This window comes from Leeuwenhoekiella aestuarii (genome assembly GCF_004104055.1).
GTDB classification, from domain to species: Bacteria; Bacteroidota; Bacteroidia; order Flavobacteriales; family Flavobacteriaceae; genus Leeuwenhoekiella; species Leeuwenhoekiella aestuarii.
The window spans coordinates 1,019,347-1,036,070 of record NZ_QOVJ01000001.1; the positions used below are offsets into that span (position 1 = coordinate 1,019,347).

Genomic DNA, 16,724 nt, shown 5'->3' on the forward strand with positions numbered 1-16,724 from the left:
TTTAAAATAAGAGGGTGTTTAATGTTTTTGGCATGACCCTGTCGGGTCGGGCTATCCGCTTCAAGTCCTCGGCATGCTATTGCTTGCCTGTGGGCTTTACATTGCTATCCCTCACGCAGATAAGACCAATAGGATTACAAATAAATAGCGATCAATCCTTCCGGCGTATCGAGGGTAATGGTTTTTGTAGTCCGGTCAACCTTCTTGATAAAATCGTCATTTACAGGGATAAGAACCTCTTTTCCGTTATGATCAATTTCAAAAAGAGCTTGAGCCGTATTATCATTAACACCGGTGATCGTGCCTACTTCTCCAAAGTAAATATCATTTACTTTAAAACCTATGATCTCGTGGTAATAAAACTGATTGCCCTCTAATTGCGGAAGCATAGACAGCGGTAAATACAATTCTGCATTGATGAGGTCATCTGCATCTTCTTCGGTATTTACATCTTCAAAATCTATGCGAAGTAAAGTAGACTTGTGCAACTGGCTTGCACGTATAAAAAAAGGAACCAGATTGCCGTTAAAATCGACAAATACTGATTCCAGTTCTTCATACATTTCGGGTTCGTCTGTGTCTAGCTTTGCTAGTAACTCACCCTTAAAGCTAAATTTTCGCACGATTTTGCCCAGATAGAAACATTCTTCTTTGCGCATCGTGAATAGATTTATTTAGCTTCTTCTTCGTTGTTTTCTTCAGCAGCAGGAGCTTCTTCTGTTGCAGCTTCTGCTTCAGGAGCAGCCTCTTCAGCTACTTCTTCTTCAGGTTGTGCAGCAGCGATACGAGCTTCATTAACTGCTTTTTCAGCAGCTAAAGCCTCTTTACGAGCTTTTTCCTGAGCCTTAGTAAGACCTTCTTTTTTAGCTTCAACTTGAGAAGCTTTTTCTTCAACCCAAGCATTAAATTTCTCTTCTGCTTGCTCTTCTGTTAAAGCACCTTTACGTACACCACCAGCAAGGTGATTTTTAAGTAAAGCTCCTTTGTAAGAAAGTAAACGTTTTGCAGTTTCGGTAGGCTGTGCCCCGTTTTGCAACCATTTTACTGAAGAATCCACGTCTAATTCAATAGTCGCAGGGTTTGTGTTTGGATTGTAGATACCTAGTTTTTCTAAGAATTTACCATCACGTTTAGCACGCGTGTCTGCGGCTACTACCCAGTAAAAAGGTTTTCCTTTTTTACCGTGTCTTTGCAATCTGATTTTTACTGGCATAAAAATTAATTTTTGGGGTACCCGACCCCGGTTATAATTTATAAGTTACTATCTGATAACTTGGTGTCGCAGATAGCTTCTCTAAATGAGGGCGCAAATATACTACAATTTTCTGGCTGTCAAGATGTTTTTAGCCTATAAAATTATAAATTTGAGTTCTTAATTGAAGTAAAGTTATGAGAAAGTACATTTTGGTTCTAATATGCCTACTAACAGTGCTTTCGTGTTCTGATGACATTACTTTTAACTCCCCGGCTTTACAAGGTATAAGAGATACTGTATTATTTAGATCAAATGTGCAGCGTGTAGAGTTGTTGCAAGGTTCTCCTTTAACAAATTCAGTAAGTACCGTTAAATTATCTGGGACTCTTGGTGAGGAGTCTGTGCAATTCAACTTACCGGTTTATGGTGAAGGTGTTTTTGATCTGGAACCCAATGCGCCGGCATCTGCTATTTATATCAACTCAGCCGGAAAAATTTTTAATACAGACTTTGATGGTGAAGGCCAGATAATTGTATCGCGTGTTGAAGACAGTACGTATACTGGTACATTTAGCTTTAGAGCGGTGAGCGTTATAGACACTACAGAAGTTTATTTTACAAAAGGAGTATTTTATGAGGTGCCTTTTTTTACTGCTGAAGTTCCAATAGTCGAAGATGATGTGGTTGCAACTTCTTTCTTCTGTAGAATTAATGGGAATCCCTTTTCACCACCAAGTGTAAGTGCTTCTGCAGGTTCGCAATTTATAACAGGCACAGGTGCTAACAATACTGCAAATATTCGTTTGCGTTTTCCTAAGGATATTGAGCCGGGCACTTATGAACTTACCGGTTTTGGCAATAGCGACTATCAGGTAGATTATTTTAGTGGTTTCCCAACTACTATTGTGACGGGAACGCTTACCATCACTTCTCACAATTTTACAAGCGGTTCTGTAGGAGGTACTTTTTCTTTTACGGCTCAGGGAAATTCAACTATTCAAGTAACCAGCGGAACTTTTGGTTTCAATTACCTTTAATCTTTTTAGTCGAAGATTTTGATTTTGTGAATGCAAAAAGGCTCAGCAAAGCAAGAACTAGCCAAAAGATGTCTATAAATGCAATCTGTACGTGACCTATTGCAAATTGTTCCCAGAACCAGCAGTCGCTAAAAATACCATTCGCTAATGGGATTAAAAAGCCGATAATACTACCGCTTAGCAAACAGAAATTGCTCATAAATTTGAGGTCTTTCTTAAATATTAAGAAAATGCTTAAGAATAACCACGAGCCGAAATATACCCAGTATAAAAAAGACTGTCCCGCAGGTTGGATAACTTTTACAGCAATAAAGGTAAGTGCTGTAACCGGATACATACTGAGACAAATCGCCATATATATGCGGGCTACTCTATTGTAAAAAAGGCGTTTGTTCTCGGGAAGGTTTTTGCGATCCCGGGCAACAAGCCAAATAAGTACTCCCGAGATAATTACGATACAAGAGAGGATACCCAGAATGAACGAAACAATGCGTAGAAAATAACCGCCATAATCACCAAAATGCAATCTAAACATAACATTCTTTACACTATCTAAATAAGACGCGGGTTTGTAAGGGTCTTTTAAAATTGTGGTTTCGCTTGTTTCAGGTTTAAAAGTTATGCTTCCGGGGGCATTGAATTTTTCGGTATAATCTAAAAATCCATTTAAGGTTACCTGCATATTGGCATCCCCATAATTGCTTATGGAGATTTCATTCAGATTAAAATGATTCCACTTGGCTAAGGTTTGTGTGGTATAAGTTTCAATATTAGGAAGTGCGTTCAGTTTTTGGTTTGAAAATGCATAAGTAGCTTTATTAAATTCTAAATCTTCATACAATTGATCTTGATTTCCGTCATAAAGCGCCATAACGCTAGGCGCAATTAAAAGGGCTTTCAGCATAAAAAAAGCACCGGTGACTGCAAGAATAAATTGAAAAGGCAAACCTAAAATACCCAGAGCTGTATGCGCATCTGTCCATATGGTTTTAAGTTTTGCCCAAGGGCGAAAGGTATAAAAATTAGGTACGATCTTTTTCCAATGAATCAGAACTCCGGTGATGATGGCAAATAGAAAAAAGAACGCAACAAAACCGGAAAGATAATAACCTACAGGATAATAAATCTGAGCAAAGAAGTGAAGCCGATATAAGAATTCTCCTAAAGAATACGACTCAACGTATGACTGCTCTTCAAAATTCACAGGGTCTAAATAAAAGAAAGCTCCTTGTTTTGCTTTATCTGAAACCAAGCTGTCTTTTGAAGGCGTTAGATTAACGGCAATGGCACGTTCTGCGTAATAAGTCTTTAGGTTGATATCTCGTCCGTCTAAACCATAAGAGTCGTCAATATATTCTAAAATCTCATTGATATTGGGAGGCAGGTAATCTTCTTTAACGGCTTCTTCACTGCGTTCCCAGGCGACAATATCATCTCTAAAAAAAGAAAACGAACCTGTGAAAAATATCACATAAAGAGCGACACTAATAACGATGCCACTTACGGTATGCAGATTAAACAGAATATTATAAATACGTTTTCCCATAATTTATGCCGGTAAGGGATGAAGAGGAGGAGCTAAATAAATTAAAATTGAAAGAACGATAGAGATACCTAAATAAATACCCCAAACTTTCCATGCGTTTTTTGCTAAAAAAGCGCAGATTAACAAAGCTGCCCAAATGATAAAAAGGCTGAATGTTGAGGTGATTAGAATTACAATGTGACTGGTGTAAGCTGCCACAGCGAGGTGCAAAGTCTGTGCAACAAAATACCCGCCCAGAATACCCGCTGTAATTTTACCAAAGCGCTGCCATCTAGATTGTGTGAGGTATTTAGAATTTGCAGGCATAAATTATCTCTTTAAAAGATTTAATGGAGTTAATAAAACCAGAAGACTGCCTAAAGTCATCAGGCAAACCAGACCTGAAAATATACCTGCCGCCCAACCTAGCGCAATAACAAATACTGAAAATGCCAAAATCAACAGGACAAGCCCGCAGATTTTGACAAGTTGATTACTGTATTTAAACAAACCATTATCTATGAGTTTTTTCTTTTTGCTTTGCATTTTATCTGATGTAGAATACAGTGCATAAAAACCAACAAATAAAAGAACAATAGCTAATAAAATCATAGGTTACAAAAGGTTGCGCAATGCCAGATAAATTCATAATCTGTATCCTTAAATTTACCAGGCACATCTTCGTTATGCGTTATTTCAAGAATGTACTTGGTTTCAAAAGGCTTATTGAAACTCAAATAACCGTCTTTGTCTGTAGTTAATTTTTTAGTCCATAAATCTTTCATAGAAAGTGTTGCCTCTCCTTCTGCTAAAGGTGTTCCCTTATAAAATACCTGAAGCTTTACAGTTTCAGCAGTATTAGAAATTTCTTTGATTAGTAGACCTTCAGAATACTTTTCCACTGCAACGGGAGCTTCAGTATCTACAAGAATTTGCTGAAAAGCCTGATATTCGGGTTTAAAGATTCCAAAATCATATTCTGTATAATCTAAAACGTTTATGTTTCGATTTTCAAGAAATACAAGGTAGCCTCCTTGTTCTTTCGGTATGAATTCTGCTGAATAATAATCTTTATGAGCATTTGTCTTTAAAGCGGTCTTTTCTCCAGAAGGAGCAACTAACCATAAGGTAAAGTCATCAACGCCTGCAAAAGCATCACCGCTCACTTCTTCAATAACTCCGTAAGCATACTCACCAAAATAGACCTTGACCTCTTGTTTTTGATGTCGTGTTCCGGTAGCCTTTGTTTCTATCCATAAGTAATGGGCAAACGCAGTCTTTGATATAAAAAGGAATAGAAACAGACCTAGGTATTTTATGTTTTTCATAATATGATTTTTAAAAATTATAGGTGAAGTTGGCTAATAAAGAGCGCTTGTTTTGCGGGCTGATGGTTGACCAGCCTTTAAAATATTCTTTGTTTGCGATATTGTCTAGTTTTAAGCTGATGCGGAAATCTGGTGTACCGTAAAATACCGAAGCATTAAAGATTGTATATTCAGGAAGAGTAAAGGTTCCGCCCAGATTTCGGTTGAAGATCTTGTTTTCGCTGGCATAGTTACCACCAAAACCTAGACCAAAGCCTTCAAGCTTTCCAGAAGTTAGTTGATAACTCGCCCATAAATTAGCTAGATTTTCAGGTCCTGCGCTTTCTGGTCGTAAGCCTACAAAATCTGCATCACCTTCTGTAAGCTCACTATCATTATAGCTATAACCGGCAACAATGTTAAACCCATCTACAGGATTGGCTACAAAACTCGCTTCAAAACCTTTGCTCTCCTGAGTCCCGTCTTGTGTGTAGAAATAATTGTTAGCATCTACATCTATACGTAAAGCACGGTCTTTAACCTTAATGTCATAATAACTCAAGGTCGCGCTAAGTCTGCCTTTTAGAAGATTGAATTTTGTACCTGCTTCAAATTGATTGGCATGCTCAGGATCAAGAGCTCTGTTGCTAATAACCCCATCAGTTAATTCATCAACTGGCGCAACATTGCTAAAGCCGTTCATATAATTGACAAATACCGAAACCTTATTCAATATAGGCTGATACACCAAACCGAATTTAGGCGAAAGTGCAGTCTGTGTATGGTCTGCGTTACTAAAGTGGTCTATGCGCAAGCTTGCCATTGCAGAAAGTTCTGGCAACAGATTGATTACATCTGATGCATAAGCGCTAAATATTTCCTGTTCGGTTTTTGATGGATTGATGGTGCTGTTTGCGAGTAAGGCATCTGTGCCAGCCTGAGTTAAAACCCCAGAATCGTCGGTATAGTTGGTAGCATCTGTGATTCCTAGAACTTCCTCATTAAACTCTTGTAAATTAGTGCCAATATAAATGTTTCCATTTGTGATATAAGGCGAGCTGTTGTTAATCACGTTTGTGTGTAAATAATCAAGACCTACAACCATTCGGTTTCTAAGCGAACCTATTCTAAAATCACCTATAAAATTCTGTTGTATATCTGTTGCAATAGTTTCAGAGTTTTGTTTGCTGATATAGCGTGCTAAAAGAATACCTTCCTCTAGTGTAGTAAATTGTGTCCCTTCATATAAATACGAGTAATATCCATCAGATTTTGAATTAGAGCGAGAGAATGCTGTTTGTGAAGTCCAATTATTACTCAACTGATAATTCATTTGACCTTGAAAGGTATAAGTGGGAGTTTCAATATAAAGATCGTTGCTCGTATAAGAACGGCTGATGTCATAGCCCAACTCGTCAATCGTATTCACGCGTAATGGAGCGCTACGATCTAAAAACAGCATCGTTTGGTTTGTGCTTTTTCCTTTATAGAATTCTGTATTTATAAAAAATGAAAGGCGGTCATTAACTGTATACGATAAAGAAGGCGCAAAGAAGAAAGATTTTCTGAATCCTGCATCTTGATAGCTGTTCTGGGTATGATATGCTGTATTTATACGTAAAGCAATATTTTTTTTATCACTTAAATTTGTATTTACATCTGCAGTCACGCGGTTTAAACCGTAGCTTCCTGAAGTATAAGCAACAGAACCTCCAAAACCGTAATACGGTTTTTTTGTAGTGATGTTAATTAAACCTCCGTAAGAAATCAGGCTGCTTCCGTACAGCGTCCCAGAAGGGCCTTTTATAACCTCAATACGTTCCATGTTTGCCGGGTCAGGACTGCCGTTGGTAAGTGCAGGAAGTCCGTTAACCAAATTAGGCTGTACAGCAAAACCACGTAAAGCAAAATAGCCGGCTCCGTCGCTTCCTCTGCCTGTAGATTCCCAGAGCTTATCAATTCCGGGAGCATTTTTTAAAGCATCATCAAAATTCGTGACAATTTGTTCTTCAAGTAAACTAGAGGTAATTGTATTGTAAACCTGAGGATTTTCTATGTCAGCAAGTGGCATTTTAGAAACACTTACGCTTTTTTCTCTGGTGAACTTATTGTGCCTTTTACCATTTATACTTACAACGCCTAACTGCTCCTGGTTTTGTTGAAGTTTGAAATTACCAAGGTTTTGAGTTGTGTTTTTAGATGCTGTTATATCAACAGTTTTGTTTATAAAACCAACGTATGAAATAATTAGTTTATGACTTCCGGCGGGGATATTACTCAACGTGAAACTACCAGAGCTATCTGTAGTGGTACCTAAAGTCGTATTTGAGAGTTCTATAGTTGCTCCAGATAAAGGTTGGTTGTAATAATCTGCTACAGAGCCGGTCACTTTTATATTCTGAGCGGATAGACTTAGTGAAAAGCCCAGTAAAATTAATACGCTTATTAAAATACGCATCGTTATTTAGATTAAATTAAAATAGATATTTTTTGCAAATGTACATGGGGAGTTTAAAAGAACAAAGGTTATTTAGACTTAATTTAGATAATGACTTTAAATGTGTTGACTGATAATTTTTTACGAGCCCACTTTAACGTTTTATTATGAATTGATTTGTATTGTGGTTGATGTGAATCAACAGTCTTTAAATTTTAGATTACGTTAAGTATAGAATAAGAAGAACTGCATTAATAGTATATTTAAACATTACTAAATATAGGTTATGAATATTCAAGAAACATTTACCGCTGATCCTAATCGTTATGAATCTATGCAATATCGGCGTTGTGGAAATAGTGGTGTAAAACTACCCATGATTTCTTTGGGTTTATGGCACAACTTTGGGGATGCAGCAGATCTAACTAACGGAAGATCTATTCTAAGAACAGCCTTTGACAGCGGTATAACGCATTTTGACCTTGCTAATAATTATGGGCCTCCTTATGGTTCAGCAGAAACTAACTTTGGACGAATTTTTAAAGAAGATTTTAAACCGTATCGGGATGAGCTTTTTATTTCTTCAAAAGCAGGTTATGATATGTGGCTGGGCCCTTATGGTAATTTTGGCTCTAGAAAATATCTAATTGCAAGCTGTGATCAGTCACTTAAACGCATGGGCTTAGATTATGTAGATGTTTTTTATCATCACCGTCCAGACCCCGAAACTCCTCTGGAAGAAACTATGGGAGCATTAGATCATCTGGTGCGTTCAGGTAAAGCTTTATATGTGGGTATTTCTAATTATGATGCGCAACGTACCCGTGAATCTTCTGCGATTTTAAAAGATCTGGGAACTCCATTTCTTGTACATCAGCCCCGTTATAATATGTTTGATCGCTGGGTAGAAGGGGGCTTGCTCAATGCGTTAGAAGATAACGGCATGGGTAGTGTGGTTTTTTCACCTTTACAGCAAGGTTTACTTACTAATAAATATCTCAAGGGGATTCCTGAAAATTCTCGTGCTGCGAATTCTATTTATTTGTCTGAAGATCGAATTACACCTGAAATTTTAAATAAGGTTGAGAAGCTTAATGCTTTTGCTGAAGAGCGTGAGCAAAGTTTGGCTCAAATGGCGATTGCCTGGCTTCTTAAAGATAAAAGGGTGACCTCTGTGCTTGTTGGAGTAAGCCGGGTATCTCAATTACAAGATAATATTGATGCATTAAATAACCTTGAATTTTCTGAGCAAGAACTAGTTGCTATCGAAGAAATCCTACAAAGTTGATTTTTATATTTTGTGTAATGCACTTTTGTAATACTATCTTATTTCTACCGACTCTAAGCTTAACTATTTTTTGATAAAAGTTCAGTTTATTAATACATCAACGCATTCCTATGCTTAGAATTATCTTTTCAATTTGCTTTATAAGTATTTTAAGTGTCTTTACCGCCAACGCTCAAGATGACTTGTTTGAGAAACCAGAAGCACCTTCAGAGAAAAATATCTGGAACTATTTTACCTATGATATGGGTAATGTTTTTGGGGGTGTGGGTTATGCATACTCCAGACCTTTGCACTGGCAAGGGAACGATTTTTTAAGATTGGGAGGTGTTGCTGTGGGAACTACCGGCTTATTTTTATTAGATGATGAAATACGTCAAAACTTTTTGAGTCATAAAGATGATGTACCAGATGTTTTATTGGATTATGGGCGTTATGCGGGCGCTCCTCAAAATAATTACGGAATTACAGGTGCGGTTTATCTTACCGGTCTAATCACTAAAAATGAAAAATTACGTCGCACGGGAGTTCTGATGATTTCTGCTGCTACGGCTGCAGGTTTTATTCAACAATTGAGTAAAACATTAGTTGGTCGAGCACGTCCCGGAGCAGGTTTTGGCAATCATCATTTTAAGCCGAATGGAGGTTCTGCAGCATACCGTTCGTTTCCTTCTGGGCACGCGGTTTTGACATTTACAACTGCTTATACCATTTCAAAACAGTTTGATAACAAATGGGTAAAAGGTGGTGTCATCGCAGTTGGATTGATCCCCGGCCTTAGTAGAATTTACGAAGAAGCACACTGGGCCAGTGATGTTGCTTTAAGTTGGGCAATGAGTGCTTTTATTGTTGAAGCGATTGATAGGTATCTGGATAAAAAATACGACAAGAAGTACAATGAAGATACAGGAATGGCTGCTGCAAGATCAGATTTTGAATGGAATCTTACTTTTGGCGGAAACCAGCTAGGTGTAGTTTTTCAATTCTAAATTTATTAGCACTACCATAGGATTTAATGAACCGAAGTTCGCTTCGAAATAGAAAATTTGTTTTTAACGAATGCCTTGTAGACTTGCCTCGAGGTATTTTACCTAATTAAATAACAGCTTTTTAGCACTCAGCTCAGTTAGTCTTTAGTACTTTTAAACCCAATCAGTTTTAATCTTCCCTACCAACTTGAGCTCAAAACGAAATATATACGCCCGTTCGGGACTGTTTGCTAAGGCTATACTTTTTCTGGCAATTGGCATTGTGACCGCTATGGAAGCCTTTGGTCTTGGTGGCTTTAAAGCCGGGAGTTTTACATTGATGAATGTTCTTGCTAAGCATGAGTTTGGCAAAGCCATTCTCATTCTTTGGGCCGCTGGTCTTTTAGGTTATTTATTTTGGAGGGTGTATGAGACTTTTGCAGATAATGAAGGTTACGGAACAAGTATAATCGGGATTGGACAGCGCATCGGTTTTTGTTTTGGCGGTCTTGTTTATGGCTTTTTAGCTTTCAAAGCCATACAAGTTGCGTTTTTTTCTGATGGAATAGACTGGATTACCAATTCTAAATTTCAAGATTTATTGCATACGAGACTTGCTCAGATTGCTGTAGTAGGTGTGGGATTAGGAATGCTTGGAGCTACACTAAATGAATTTTACATCTCAATTTCCGGAATATTTAAAAAGACGATAGAATACGATAAAATTCCGGTTGAATATCAAAAATGGGTGGTAGCTTGTGGTAGAATTGGGTATGCTGTAAGAGGCGTTACAGTTGGGATTGCAGCATTATTGCTTATGGATACGGCGTATACCAATCAGGATATTTCCAGCGCTAATAAAGAAGCTGCATTCTCTTTTATGCAATATGCATTTGGTAGTTTTATTTTAGGAATGATCGCTATAGGTTTTATCATCTACTCGTTTTATGTTTTTATCGAAGTGCGCTATCGGCGCATAGATATGGCACAAAATAAAACCCGATAGCTTTACACCATCGGGTTATGATTATCTGATTAAAAGCTGAATTATTTATCCAGCAGACTTTCATTAAACAATTTTAAAATACGTTTGTATTCATCAGTCCAGCTGCTCGGCTCTACAAAACCGTGGCTTTCTACCGGATAGACTGCAAGCTCCCAATTGTCTTTACCCAGCTCAATTAAGCGTTGTGTTAGCCGCACCACATCTTGAAAATGTACATTAGTATCTACCATGCCGTGCTCAATTAATAGATCTCCTTTTAATCCTTCGGCGAAATAAATAGGCGAAGAACGTTTGTAAGCAATAGGATCTTGAGTAGGTTCGTTAAGAATATTTGCAGTATAGCCATGGTTGTAATGCGCCCAGTCTGTCACCGAGCGTAAAGCAGCTCCTGCTTTAAAAGTTTCCGGTTCATTGAATAAGGCCATAAGTGTGATAAAACCCCCATAGCTTCCGCCATAAACGCCTACTTTTTCCGGATCTATACCATAGTTTTCGATTAAATATTCTACTCCGTCAACCTGATCAGAAAGATCTTTTCCACCCATATGGCGGTAAATACCGGTTCTCCAATCTCTACCATAACCTGAGCTTGCCCGGTAATCAATGTCAATTACTGTATAACCCAGATCAGTCAACATGTTATTAAACATATATTCTCTAAAATAGGTTGACCACCACTTATGCGCATTTTGCAGATAACCGGCACCGTGAACAAAAACCACGGCTGCATTATTTTTTACCGAAGCTTCGGGTACATACAATCGCGCCGGAACCATAGCCCCATCATCTGCTTTAAAAGTTATGTTTTTGGGTACACGCCAGTCATAGGCTTTAAATGCTTCAGATTGTCCTGAAGTAAGTTGCTGTGCGTCACTTTTTGAACCGGTTTTCTTAAAATACAATTCCCAGGGCTTATTGCTGAAAGAGTTACGAATAGCCATATATTTCTCGTCTGGTGAAAGGCTTACTTCATTTTTTCCAGGGAGATTAGTAAGTTTTTGCATTTTGCCCCCCATAAGCGGCATTTTGTAAAAATGACGTTCGCCGGGATCAACTTCTGAAGTTGTTAAAAACCAGGATTTTTTATCCTTAGACAAAAACGGATCAAAGACTTCATACTCACCTTCGGTTAAAGCTTTTTTTGTTCCGTTGTTTACATCTAAAACATATAAATGGGAGTAACCACTTGCCTCAGACTGAAAGTAAATATGCTTGTTATCAGGTAACCAGCCGAGTGTTCCGCCACCAAAAGACCAACCAATTCCCGGGCCGGCAATCCAGGCCTCGTCCCGTTGACGGTCTAAGGTTTTAAGACTTCCGTCTTCTAGATTTAATAGGGCGATCCAGCGATCTTTGTTGTCTTTTGATCTGATATTTACAAGGGCTTTGCTGCCATCATCTGAGAAGGTAGCTTGAGAAACAATAACCTCACGCTCTTTTTCTTCCCATTCTTTATCCGGATAATCTTTTGTATAATCGGGTAAATCTTTAATTCCCGGTAGCTTTGACGTATCTACATAATAAGCCGTATCTTTTTTGATGTTGTAAACCGCGAGAGTCACTTCGGTTTTGTCATCACCTACTTTACTGCGCGCCCGCAGATCTTCAGTATATCCGCTGGCGTCAACATAGTTAGGTACATTGGTGCTTTCACCACGATCACGTTTCATCAGCACCAGCGTTACAAAATCTGCTTTTGGAGCAACTTGTAAACCACCTACAGACCAATCTCCTGCATAAAACGTATAGGGTTCAGGATCTGCAGTCATCTTCCGATATGCTTTAGAAAGAGAATCTTGTTCTTCACGCTTGCGTACTATTTGTAAAAGGCTAAGGTTTTCTTCCTTTAACCACTTGTCTTTTTCAGAGCTTTTTTTCTCGCGTTCCTCCGGTGCTTTTTCTTCTTTGATTTTAGTTAGTTTTTCAATATTTCCGTCTTCAGTATCAAAGACATAAGCATTATTTTCAAATTCAAAAGCGATTTGATTTTCATTAGCTAAAAAAGTAGGGTTCCCTAAACGTCCCCCTAGATCGATCAGTTGTTGCGACCGATCTTTTTTTAGATCGTACACATAAAGCGCTCCGTCTTCGGTATATAATTTTTTAGTGTGATCTGCATTCCAGGTGCCATAAGGGCCGGTCATATTTTTGCGTTCTGCAAGGCTTACCTTTTCAATGTTGTCCAGATTGTTTACACTTATTTTATACAAACTATCTGAAGGATTTTTGTCAGGATTATAATCAAAGTAAATGGTTTTACTCTGTGAACCCCAGTTAATGCGCTCCGGAAAAGTCCCCATCCACTTGGGGTCTTGCATTATTTTTTCTACAGATAATGAGCTGGTCTGGGCAAAGAGGGCACAGTTACTCAGTACAAAAAAAGCGATGAGCATTAGGTGTAAAGGTCTGTTCATAAAGGTGTCATTGAAATTTAAAAATCATCGGTAAGTTACAGAATTGTTATAGAATCTATTGATCACGATAATTTAAAAATGAGGCGTATAATTTATAAACTTGCTAATGGGTAAGCACCCTTTTTATTTCGACTATATTTGCGCTCATTCAGGAATTACAAGCTATGTCGTTTAAAAAATTAATAGAGCCTTTAAAAGATGCTGTACAGCGCAAAGGTTTTACAGCTCCACTACCTTTTCAGAAAAAGATCTTATCAAAAATAAAAGGAGGCATAAGCATGTTTGCGATCGCTCCAGAAGGTTCTGGTAAGACCACTACAATTGTTATCAGCACGATTCAGAAATTAAAAGGGAAGGCTTTTGAAGATGCGCCGCGCGTTCTCATTTTTGTAAAAGACAAGCAAGCAGCTTTAGATCTTGAATCTGAATTTCACGGGTATACACAAGGGACTGATCTGCGTGTTTATTGTGCTTATGATGAAAAGAATATAGACGATCAGCGGGATGAGATTTATAACGGTACAGATATCGTTATTGCGACTCCAAAACGACTGAATAAGATTTTTTACTTAAACGGAATCAACCTGAATAAACTGCAAATGTGTATTATAGAAGATGCAGGATTCATTTTTAGAGACAGTAACCTAGCCGAAGTTACACGCACTCCAGAAAGTATAGGTAAATGCCAGTATCTCATTTTTGCAGAAAAATTTGATAAGCGTTATGAGCGGTGGTTAGATAGTTTTATGTTTAACGCAGAGATCATTAAATCGTAAAATTTATTTTTTAATATTCTCTAAAAACAAAAAAGCCTCACCAGTAAAGGTAAAGCTTCTCAAAGGTTTCACTACAAAACCAGTTTCCGAATCACTTCGGAAACAACACAACTTCTTTATAAAGATACAGCTGAAAGCTGCGGTTATTTCTTAATGATTAGACAAAAATAGCATTAGTTTTTTGATTTTGATTATATAATTCAAAAATTTAAGGCTTCAAGTCTATCAAAGCGTAAACCGGTAAATGGTCTGAAGCGTAATGTAAATCTTTAGAATCGCTCAGCGTTGCGTGCTTAAGGACTTTAGAAGAATTTGTTTTTTTCTGAAAAATATAATCTATTCTTTTGGTAACCGGTTCATTGAATTTGAAGCCATTAAAAGTACCCGTTGGACCAAAAGATCCGTTAGGGGCAAGTTCAAAAGTATCATCTAATTCGGCTTTTAAAACAGCGATAGGAGTACTGTCTGGTTCTAGATTTAAGTCTCCCATTACAAATGCCGAATAGTTTTTAGGATTGAGTTCGTTTATTTTTTTAAGAATGAGCGCAGCTGCATTTTTACGCGCTTCAATACCTACGTGGTCAAAATGCGTGTTGAAAACATAAAACTTTTCACCAGATTTTTTATCCTTAAAAAGAGCATAAGTGCAAATACGCGGTAATGCAGCATCCCATCCGGTTGATATTTTTTCTGGTGTTTCAGATAACCAGAATGTATCGTGATCTAATTCTTTTACTGTTGAAGCATTGTAAAAAATCGCAGAAAACTCCCCTTTGTTCTTACCTTCTCTACCCACACCCACGTGTTTATAACCGGTAAGATTATTAGTTAAATAATCCATTTGTTCAGGTAAAGCCTCTTGTACTCCCATTACATCTGGAGCATAAAATAAAACCTGATCGGTTAAAAATTCTTTGCGCTTACTCCACGCGTCAGCACCGTCAGATTCGGTAGCCATTCTGATGTTGTAGGTCATTAAACCCAACTCTTGTGCGTTTAGTAAATTCAGGCAAAAAAGCAGACTTAATAAGGAGAGAAATGATTTCATATTTTAGATTGTATTTATAGCGAAATTAGAACAAATGTCATCATTAAACTGAGAAGTACAAGTTATGAGAATATTAAATACTACTCCATAGGTGTGCCTCGCAAGCGATCAAAGTTTCTATAGGCCTGATCTACTTGTTTTTTAGGAGCTTGCTCAAATTCTTTTTCAGTAACACCATAAGCTTCCTGAATTGAGTCCAGCTTTTGATGCAAGTCCGCAATGATATCAGTATAGGCGGGATCGTTAATTTTATTTTGAGCTTCCTGCGGATCGCTTTCCAAATCGTAAAACTCCCAGGTATCAATATCGTCGTAAAAATGCATCAGTTTATAACGTCTGGTACTTATTCCGTAGTGTTTCTTAACCATATGAAATGCCGGAAAATCGTAATAATGGTAGTAGAGTACATCCCTAAAATCGGTGTCGGCTATTTGTTGCTCGAGAACTGGTCTTAACGATTGCCCCTGCATATCAATCGCCAGAGAATCCCCTTCAGAATAATCTAAAAAGGTTTGTGCAAAATCAAGGTTTTGTATTAAAGCGTCGCTGTGGCTTCCGGCTTTGATGGCTTTGGGGTATTTAATCAGAAGAGGCGTTCGGTATGACTCTTCATACATAAAACGCTTATCGAAAAATCCTTTTTCGCCCAGATAAAATCCCTGATCTGAGGTGTACACTACAATGGTATTTTCATCCAGATTGTGAGCTTCCAGATAATCAAGAATCTGGCCTACGCCCTCATCTACCGCTGCAATAGTTGCCATATAATCGCGCAAATACCGCTGGCCTTTCCATTCATCAAGGGCTCTGCCGTGTAAATCAGCTTTATGAAAAGTATCATTTTTAGGTTGGTAGGCTTTGTCCCAGGCTTCGCGTTGCGCAGGAGTCATTCGGTTAAAATCGGTAGTCCATGGATTATGCGCCAACTCCGGGCTACCTATTTTTTTGGTCATCTTCAGATCGTACCCCTCATACATATCTTTATAAACCGTTTGCAATTGCTCTTTGGAAGCAAGTGAACTAGCGTGATCTGTAAAATAGGTGTCCGGCAAAGGGAACGTGACCGAATCGTATTTGGTTGTATGTCGTAAAGCCGGCATCCAATTGCGATGTGGTGCCTTATGATGCACCATCATAAAAAAGGGCTTTGTGGTATCGCGTTGCTTGCTCAGCCATTGCAGAGCATCTTCGGTAATGATATCTGTCGCATAGCCCTCTATGCGTGTGGTGTCTCCTTCTTTAATAAAATCGGGATTGTAGTAATTCCCCTGATCTTTGATGATGTTCCAGTAATCAAAGCCTTGTGGATAGCCGTGTAAATGCCATTTTCCCAGCATTGCTGTGGTGTAACCCAATTCTTTTAGCTTTTTAGGAAGCGTAGGTTGATCGCCATCAAAGCGATCGCCATTTTGCCGGAAACCGTTGATGTGACTGTGCTTACCCGTTAAGATTACCGCCCGGCTGGGACCGCAAATAGAGTTGGTTACATAGGCCCGATTCATACGCATACCCTGATCTGCAATGCGATCAATGTTAGGGGTAGGAGCCAGTTGACTTACAGGATGATTATATGCACTTATTGCCTGAAATGCGTGATCATCAGACATGATAAAGATAATATTGGGCTTTTTAGGTTGAGCTTCGGCAACCTCCTGTTTTTTTTGGGCTTCCTTACAGCAAACTAGCGTGAACGCCAGGAATAGAGCAGAAAGAACAGTTTTCATAC

General features: G+C 38.3%; 15 protein-coding genes. 5 read left to right on the top strand and 10 right to left on the bottom strand.

Annotation, left to right across the window (positions count from 1 at the left end):
* Positions 1 to 134: 134 nt before the first annotated feature.
* Positions 135 to 659 carry a ribosome maturation factor RimM gene (gene rimM, locus DSM03_RS04600; protein ID WP_128759819.1) on the bottom strand — a complete coding sequence of 175 codons (525 nt, stop codon included), beginning with the start codon at positions 657 to 659 and terminating at the stop codon, positions 135 to 137.
* 11 nt (positions 660 to 670) lie between these two features.
* The gene (locus DSM03_RS04605; protein WP_128759820.1) at positions 671 to 1,213 is read right to left on the bottom strand and encodes a 30S ribosomal protein S16; all 543 of its coding nucleotides are present in this window, start codon (positions 1,211 to 1,213) and stop codon (positions 671 to 673) included.
* 176 nt (positions 1,214 to 1,389) lie between these two features.
* On the opposite strand from DSM03_RS04605, the gene DSM03_RS04610 reads away from it, so the two are divergent.
* Positions 1,390 to 2,232 carry a DUF6252 domain-containing protein gene (locus DSM03_RS04610; protein ID WP_128759821.1) on the top strand — a complete coding sequence of 281 codons (843 nt, stop codon included), beginning with the start codon at positions 1,390 to 1,392 and terminating at the stop codon, positions 2,230 to 2,232.
* On the opposite strand, the gene DSM03_RS04615 is transcribed toward DSM03_RS04610, so the two are convergent.
* The 5 genes from DSM03_RS04615 to DSM03_RS04635 are packed head-to-tail and all read right to left on the bottom strand — an operon-like array spanning position 2,219 to position 7,522.
* Entirely contained in the window at positions 2,219 to 3,778 is a 1,560-nt protein-coding gene (locus DSM03_RS04615; RefSeq protein ID WP_128759822.1) for a PepSY-associated TM helix domain-containing protein, read from the bottom strand. The two genes, DSM03_RS04610 and DSM03_RS04615, sit on opposite strands and share 14 nt — an antisense overlap.
* A 3-nt stretch (positions 3,779 to 3,781) precedes the next feature.
* Positions 3,782 to 4,084 carry a hypothetical protein gene (locus DSM03_RS04620; protein ID WP_128759823.1) on the bottom strand — a complete coding sequence of 101 codons (303 nt, stop codon included), beginning with the start codon at positions 4,082 to 4,084 and terminating at the stop codon, positions 3,782 to 3,784.
* A 3-nt stretch (positions 4,085 to 4,087) separates the two neighbouring features.
* Positions 4,088 to 4,369 (bottom strand): DUF3325 family protein, encoded by a 282-nt coding sequence (locus tag DSM03_RS04625; RefSeq protein ID WP_128759824.1) that lies wholly within the window; start codon positions 4,367 to 4,369, stop codon positions 4,088 to 4,090.
* Positions 4,366 to 5,085: a DUF4198 domain-containing protein gene (locus tag DSM03_RS04630; protein WP_128759825.1), complete on the bottom strand. Its 720-nt coding sequence runs from the start codon at positions 5,083 to 5,085 to the stop codon at positions 4,366 to 4,368. Before DSM03_RS04630 ends, DSM03_RS04625 begins: the two co-directional genes overlap by 4 nt.
* A 10-nt stretch (positions 5,086 to 5,095) precedes the next feature.
* Positions 5,096 to 7,522 carry a TonB-dependent receptor gene (locus tag DSM03_RS04635; protein ID WP_128759826.1) on the bottom strand — a complete coding sequence of 809 codons (2,427 nt, stop codon included), beginning with the start codon at positions 7,520 to 7,522 and terminating at the stop codon, positions 5,096 to 5,098.
* Between the two features lie 265 nt (positions 7,523 to 7,787).
* Here DSM03_RS04635 and mgrA point away from each other — a divergent pair, with 265 nt between their 5' ends.
* The 3 genes from mgrA to DSM03_RS04650 all read left to right on the top strand — a co-directional run bounded on the left by mgrA (position 7,788) and on the right by DSM03_RS04650 (position 10,760).
* Positions 7,788 to 8,789, top strand: a complete 1,002-nt coding sequence (gene mgrA, locus DSM03_RS04640) for an L-glyceraldehyde 3-phosphate reductase (RefSeq protein WP_128759827.1) — start codon at positions 7,788 to 7,790, stop codon at positions 8,787 to 8,789.
* Positions 8,790 to 8,899: 110 nt separating this feature from the next.
* Positions 8,900 to 9,775 carry a phosphatase PAP2 family protein gene (locus tag DSM03_RS04645; RefSeq protein WP_128759828.1) on the top strand — a complete coding sequence of 292 codons (876 nt, stop codon included), beginning with the start codon at positions 8,900 to 8,902 and terminating at the stop codon, positions 9,773 to 9,775.
* Between the two features lie 187 nt (positions 9,776 to 9,962).
* Positions 9,963 to 10,760, top strand: coding sequence for a DUF1206 domain-containing protein (locus DSM03_RS04650; protein WP_128759829.1), 798 nt, complete (start codon positions 9,963 to 9,965; stop codon positions 10,758 to 10,760).
* Positions 10,761 to 10,801: 41 nt separating this feature from the next.
* Here the strand turns inward: DSM03_RS04650 and DSM03_RS04655 are convergent, their stop codons facing one another.
* A complete protein-coding gene (locus DSM03_RS04655) occupies positions 10,802 to 13,174 on the bottom strand; it encodes a S9 family peptidase (protein ID WP_128759830.1) in 2,373 nt (790 codons plus the stop codon).
* Between the two features lie 164 nt (positions 13,175 to 13,338).
* Here DSM03_RS04655 and DSM03_RS04660 point away from each other — a divergent pair, with 164 nt between their 5' ends.
* Complete coding sequence (locus DSM03_RS04660; RefSeq protein WP_128759831.1) at positions 13,339 to 13,950, top strand: DEAD/DEAH box helicase; 612 nt, start codon at positions 13,339 to 13,341, stop codon at positions 13,948 to 13,950.
* Between the two features lie 208 nt (positions 13,951 to 14,158).
* On the opposite strand, the gene DSM03_RS04665 is transcribed toward DSM03_RS04660, so the two are convergent.
* Positions 14,159 to 14,998, bottom strand: a complete 840-nt coding sequence (locus DSM03_RS04665; RefSeq protein ID WP_128759832.1) for an endonuclease/exonuclease/phosphatase family protein — start codon at positions 14,996 to 14,998, stop codon at positions 14,159 to 14,161.
* An 80-nt stretch (positions 14,999 to 15,078) separates the two neighbouring features.
* On the bottom strand, positions 15,079 to 16,722 hold the full coding sequence (locus DSM03_RS04670; protein ID WP_128759833.1) for a sulfatase family protein: 1,644 nt from the start codon (positions 16,720 to 16,722) through the stop codon (positions 15,079 to 15,081).
* Positions 16,723 to 16,724 lie beyond the last annotated feature (2 nt).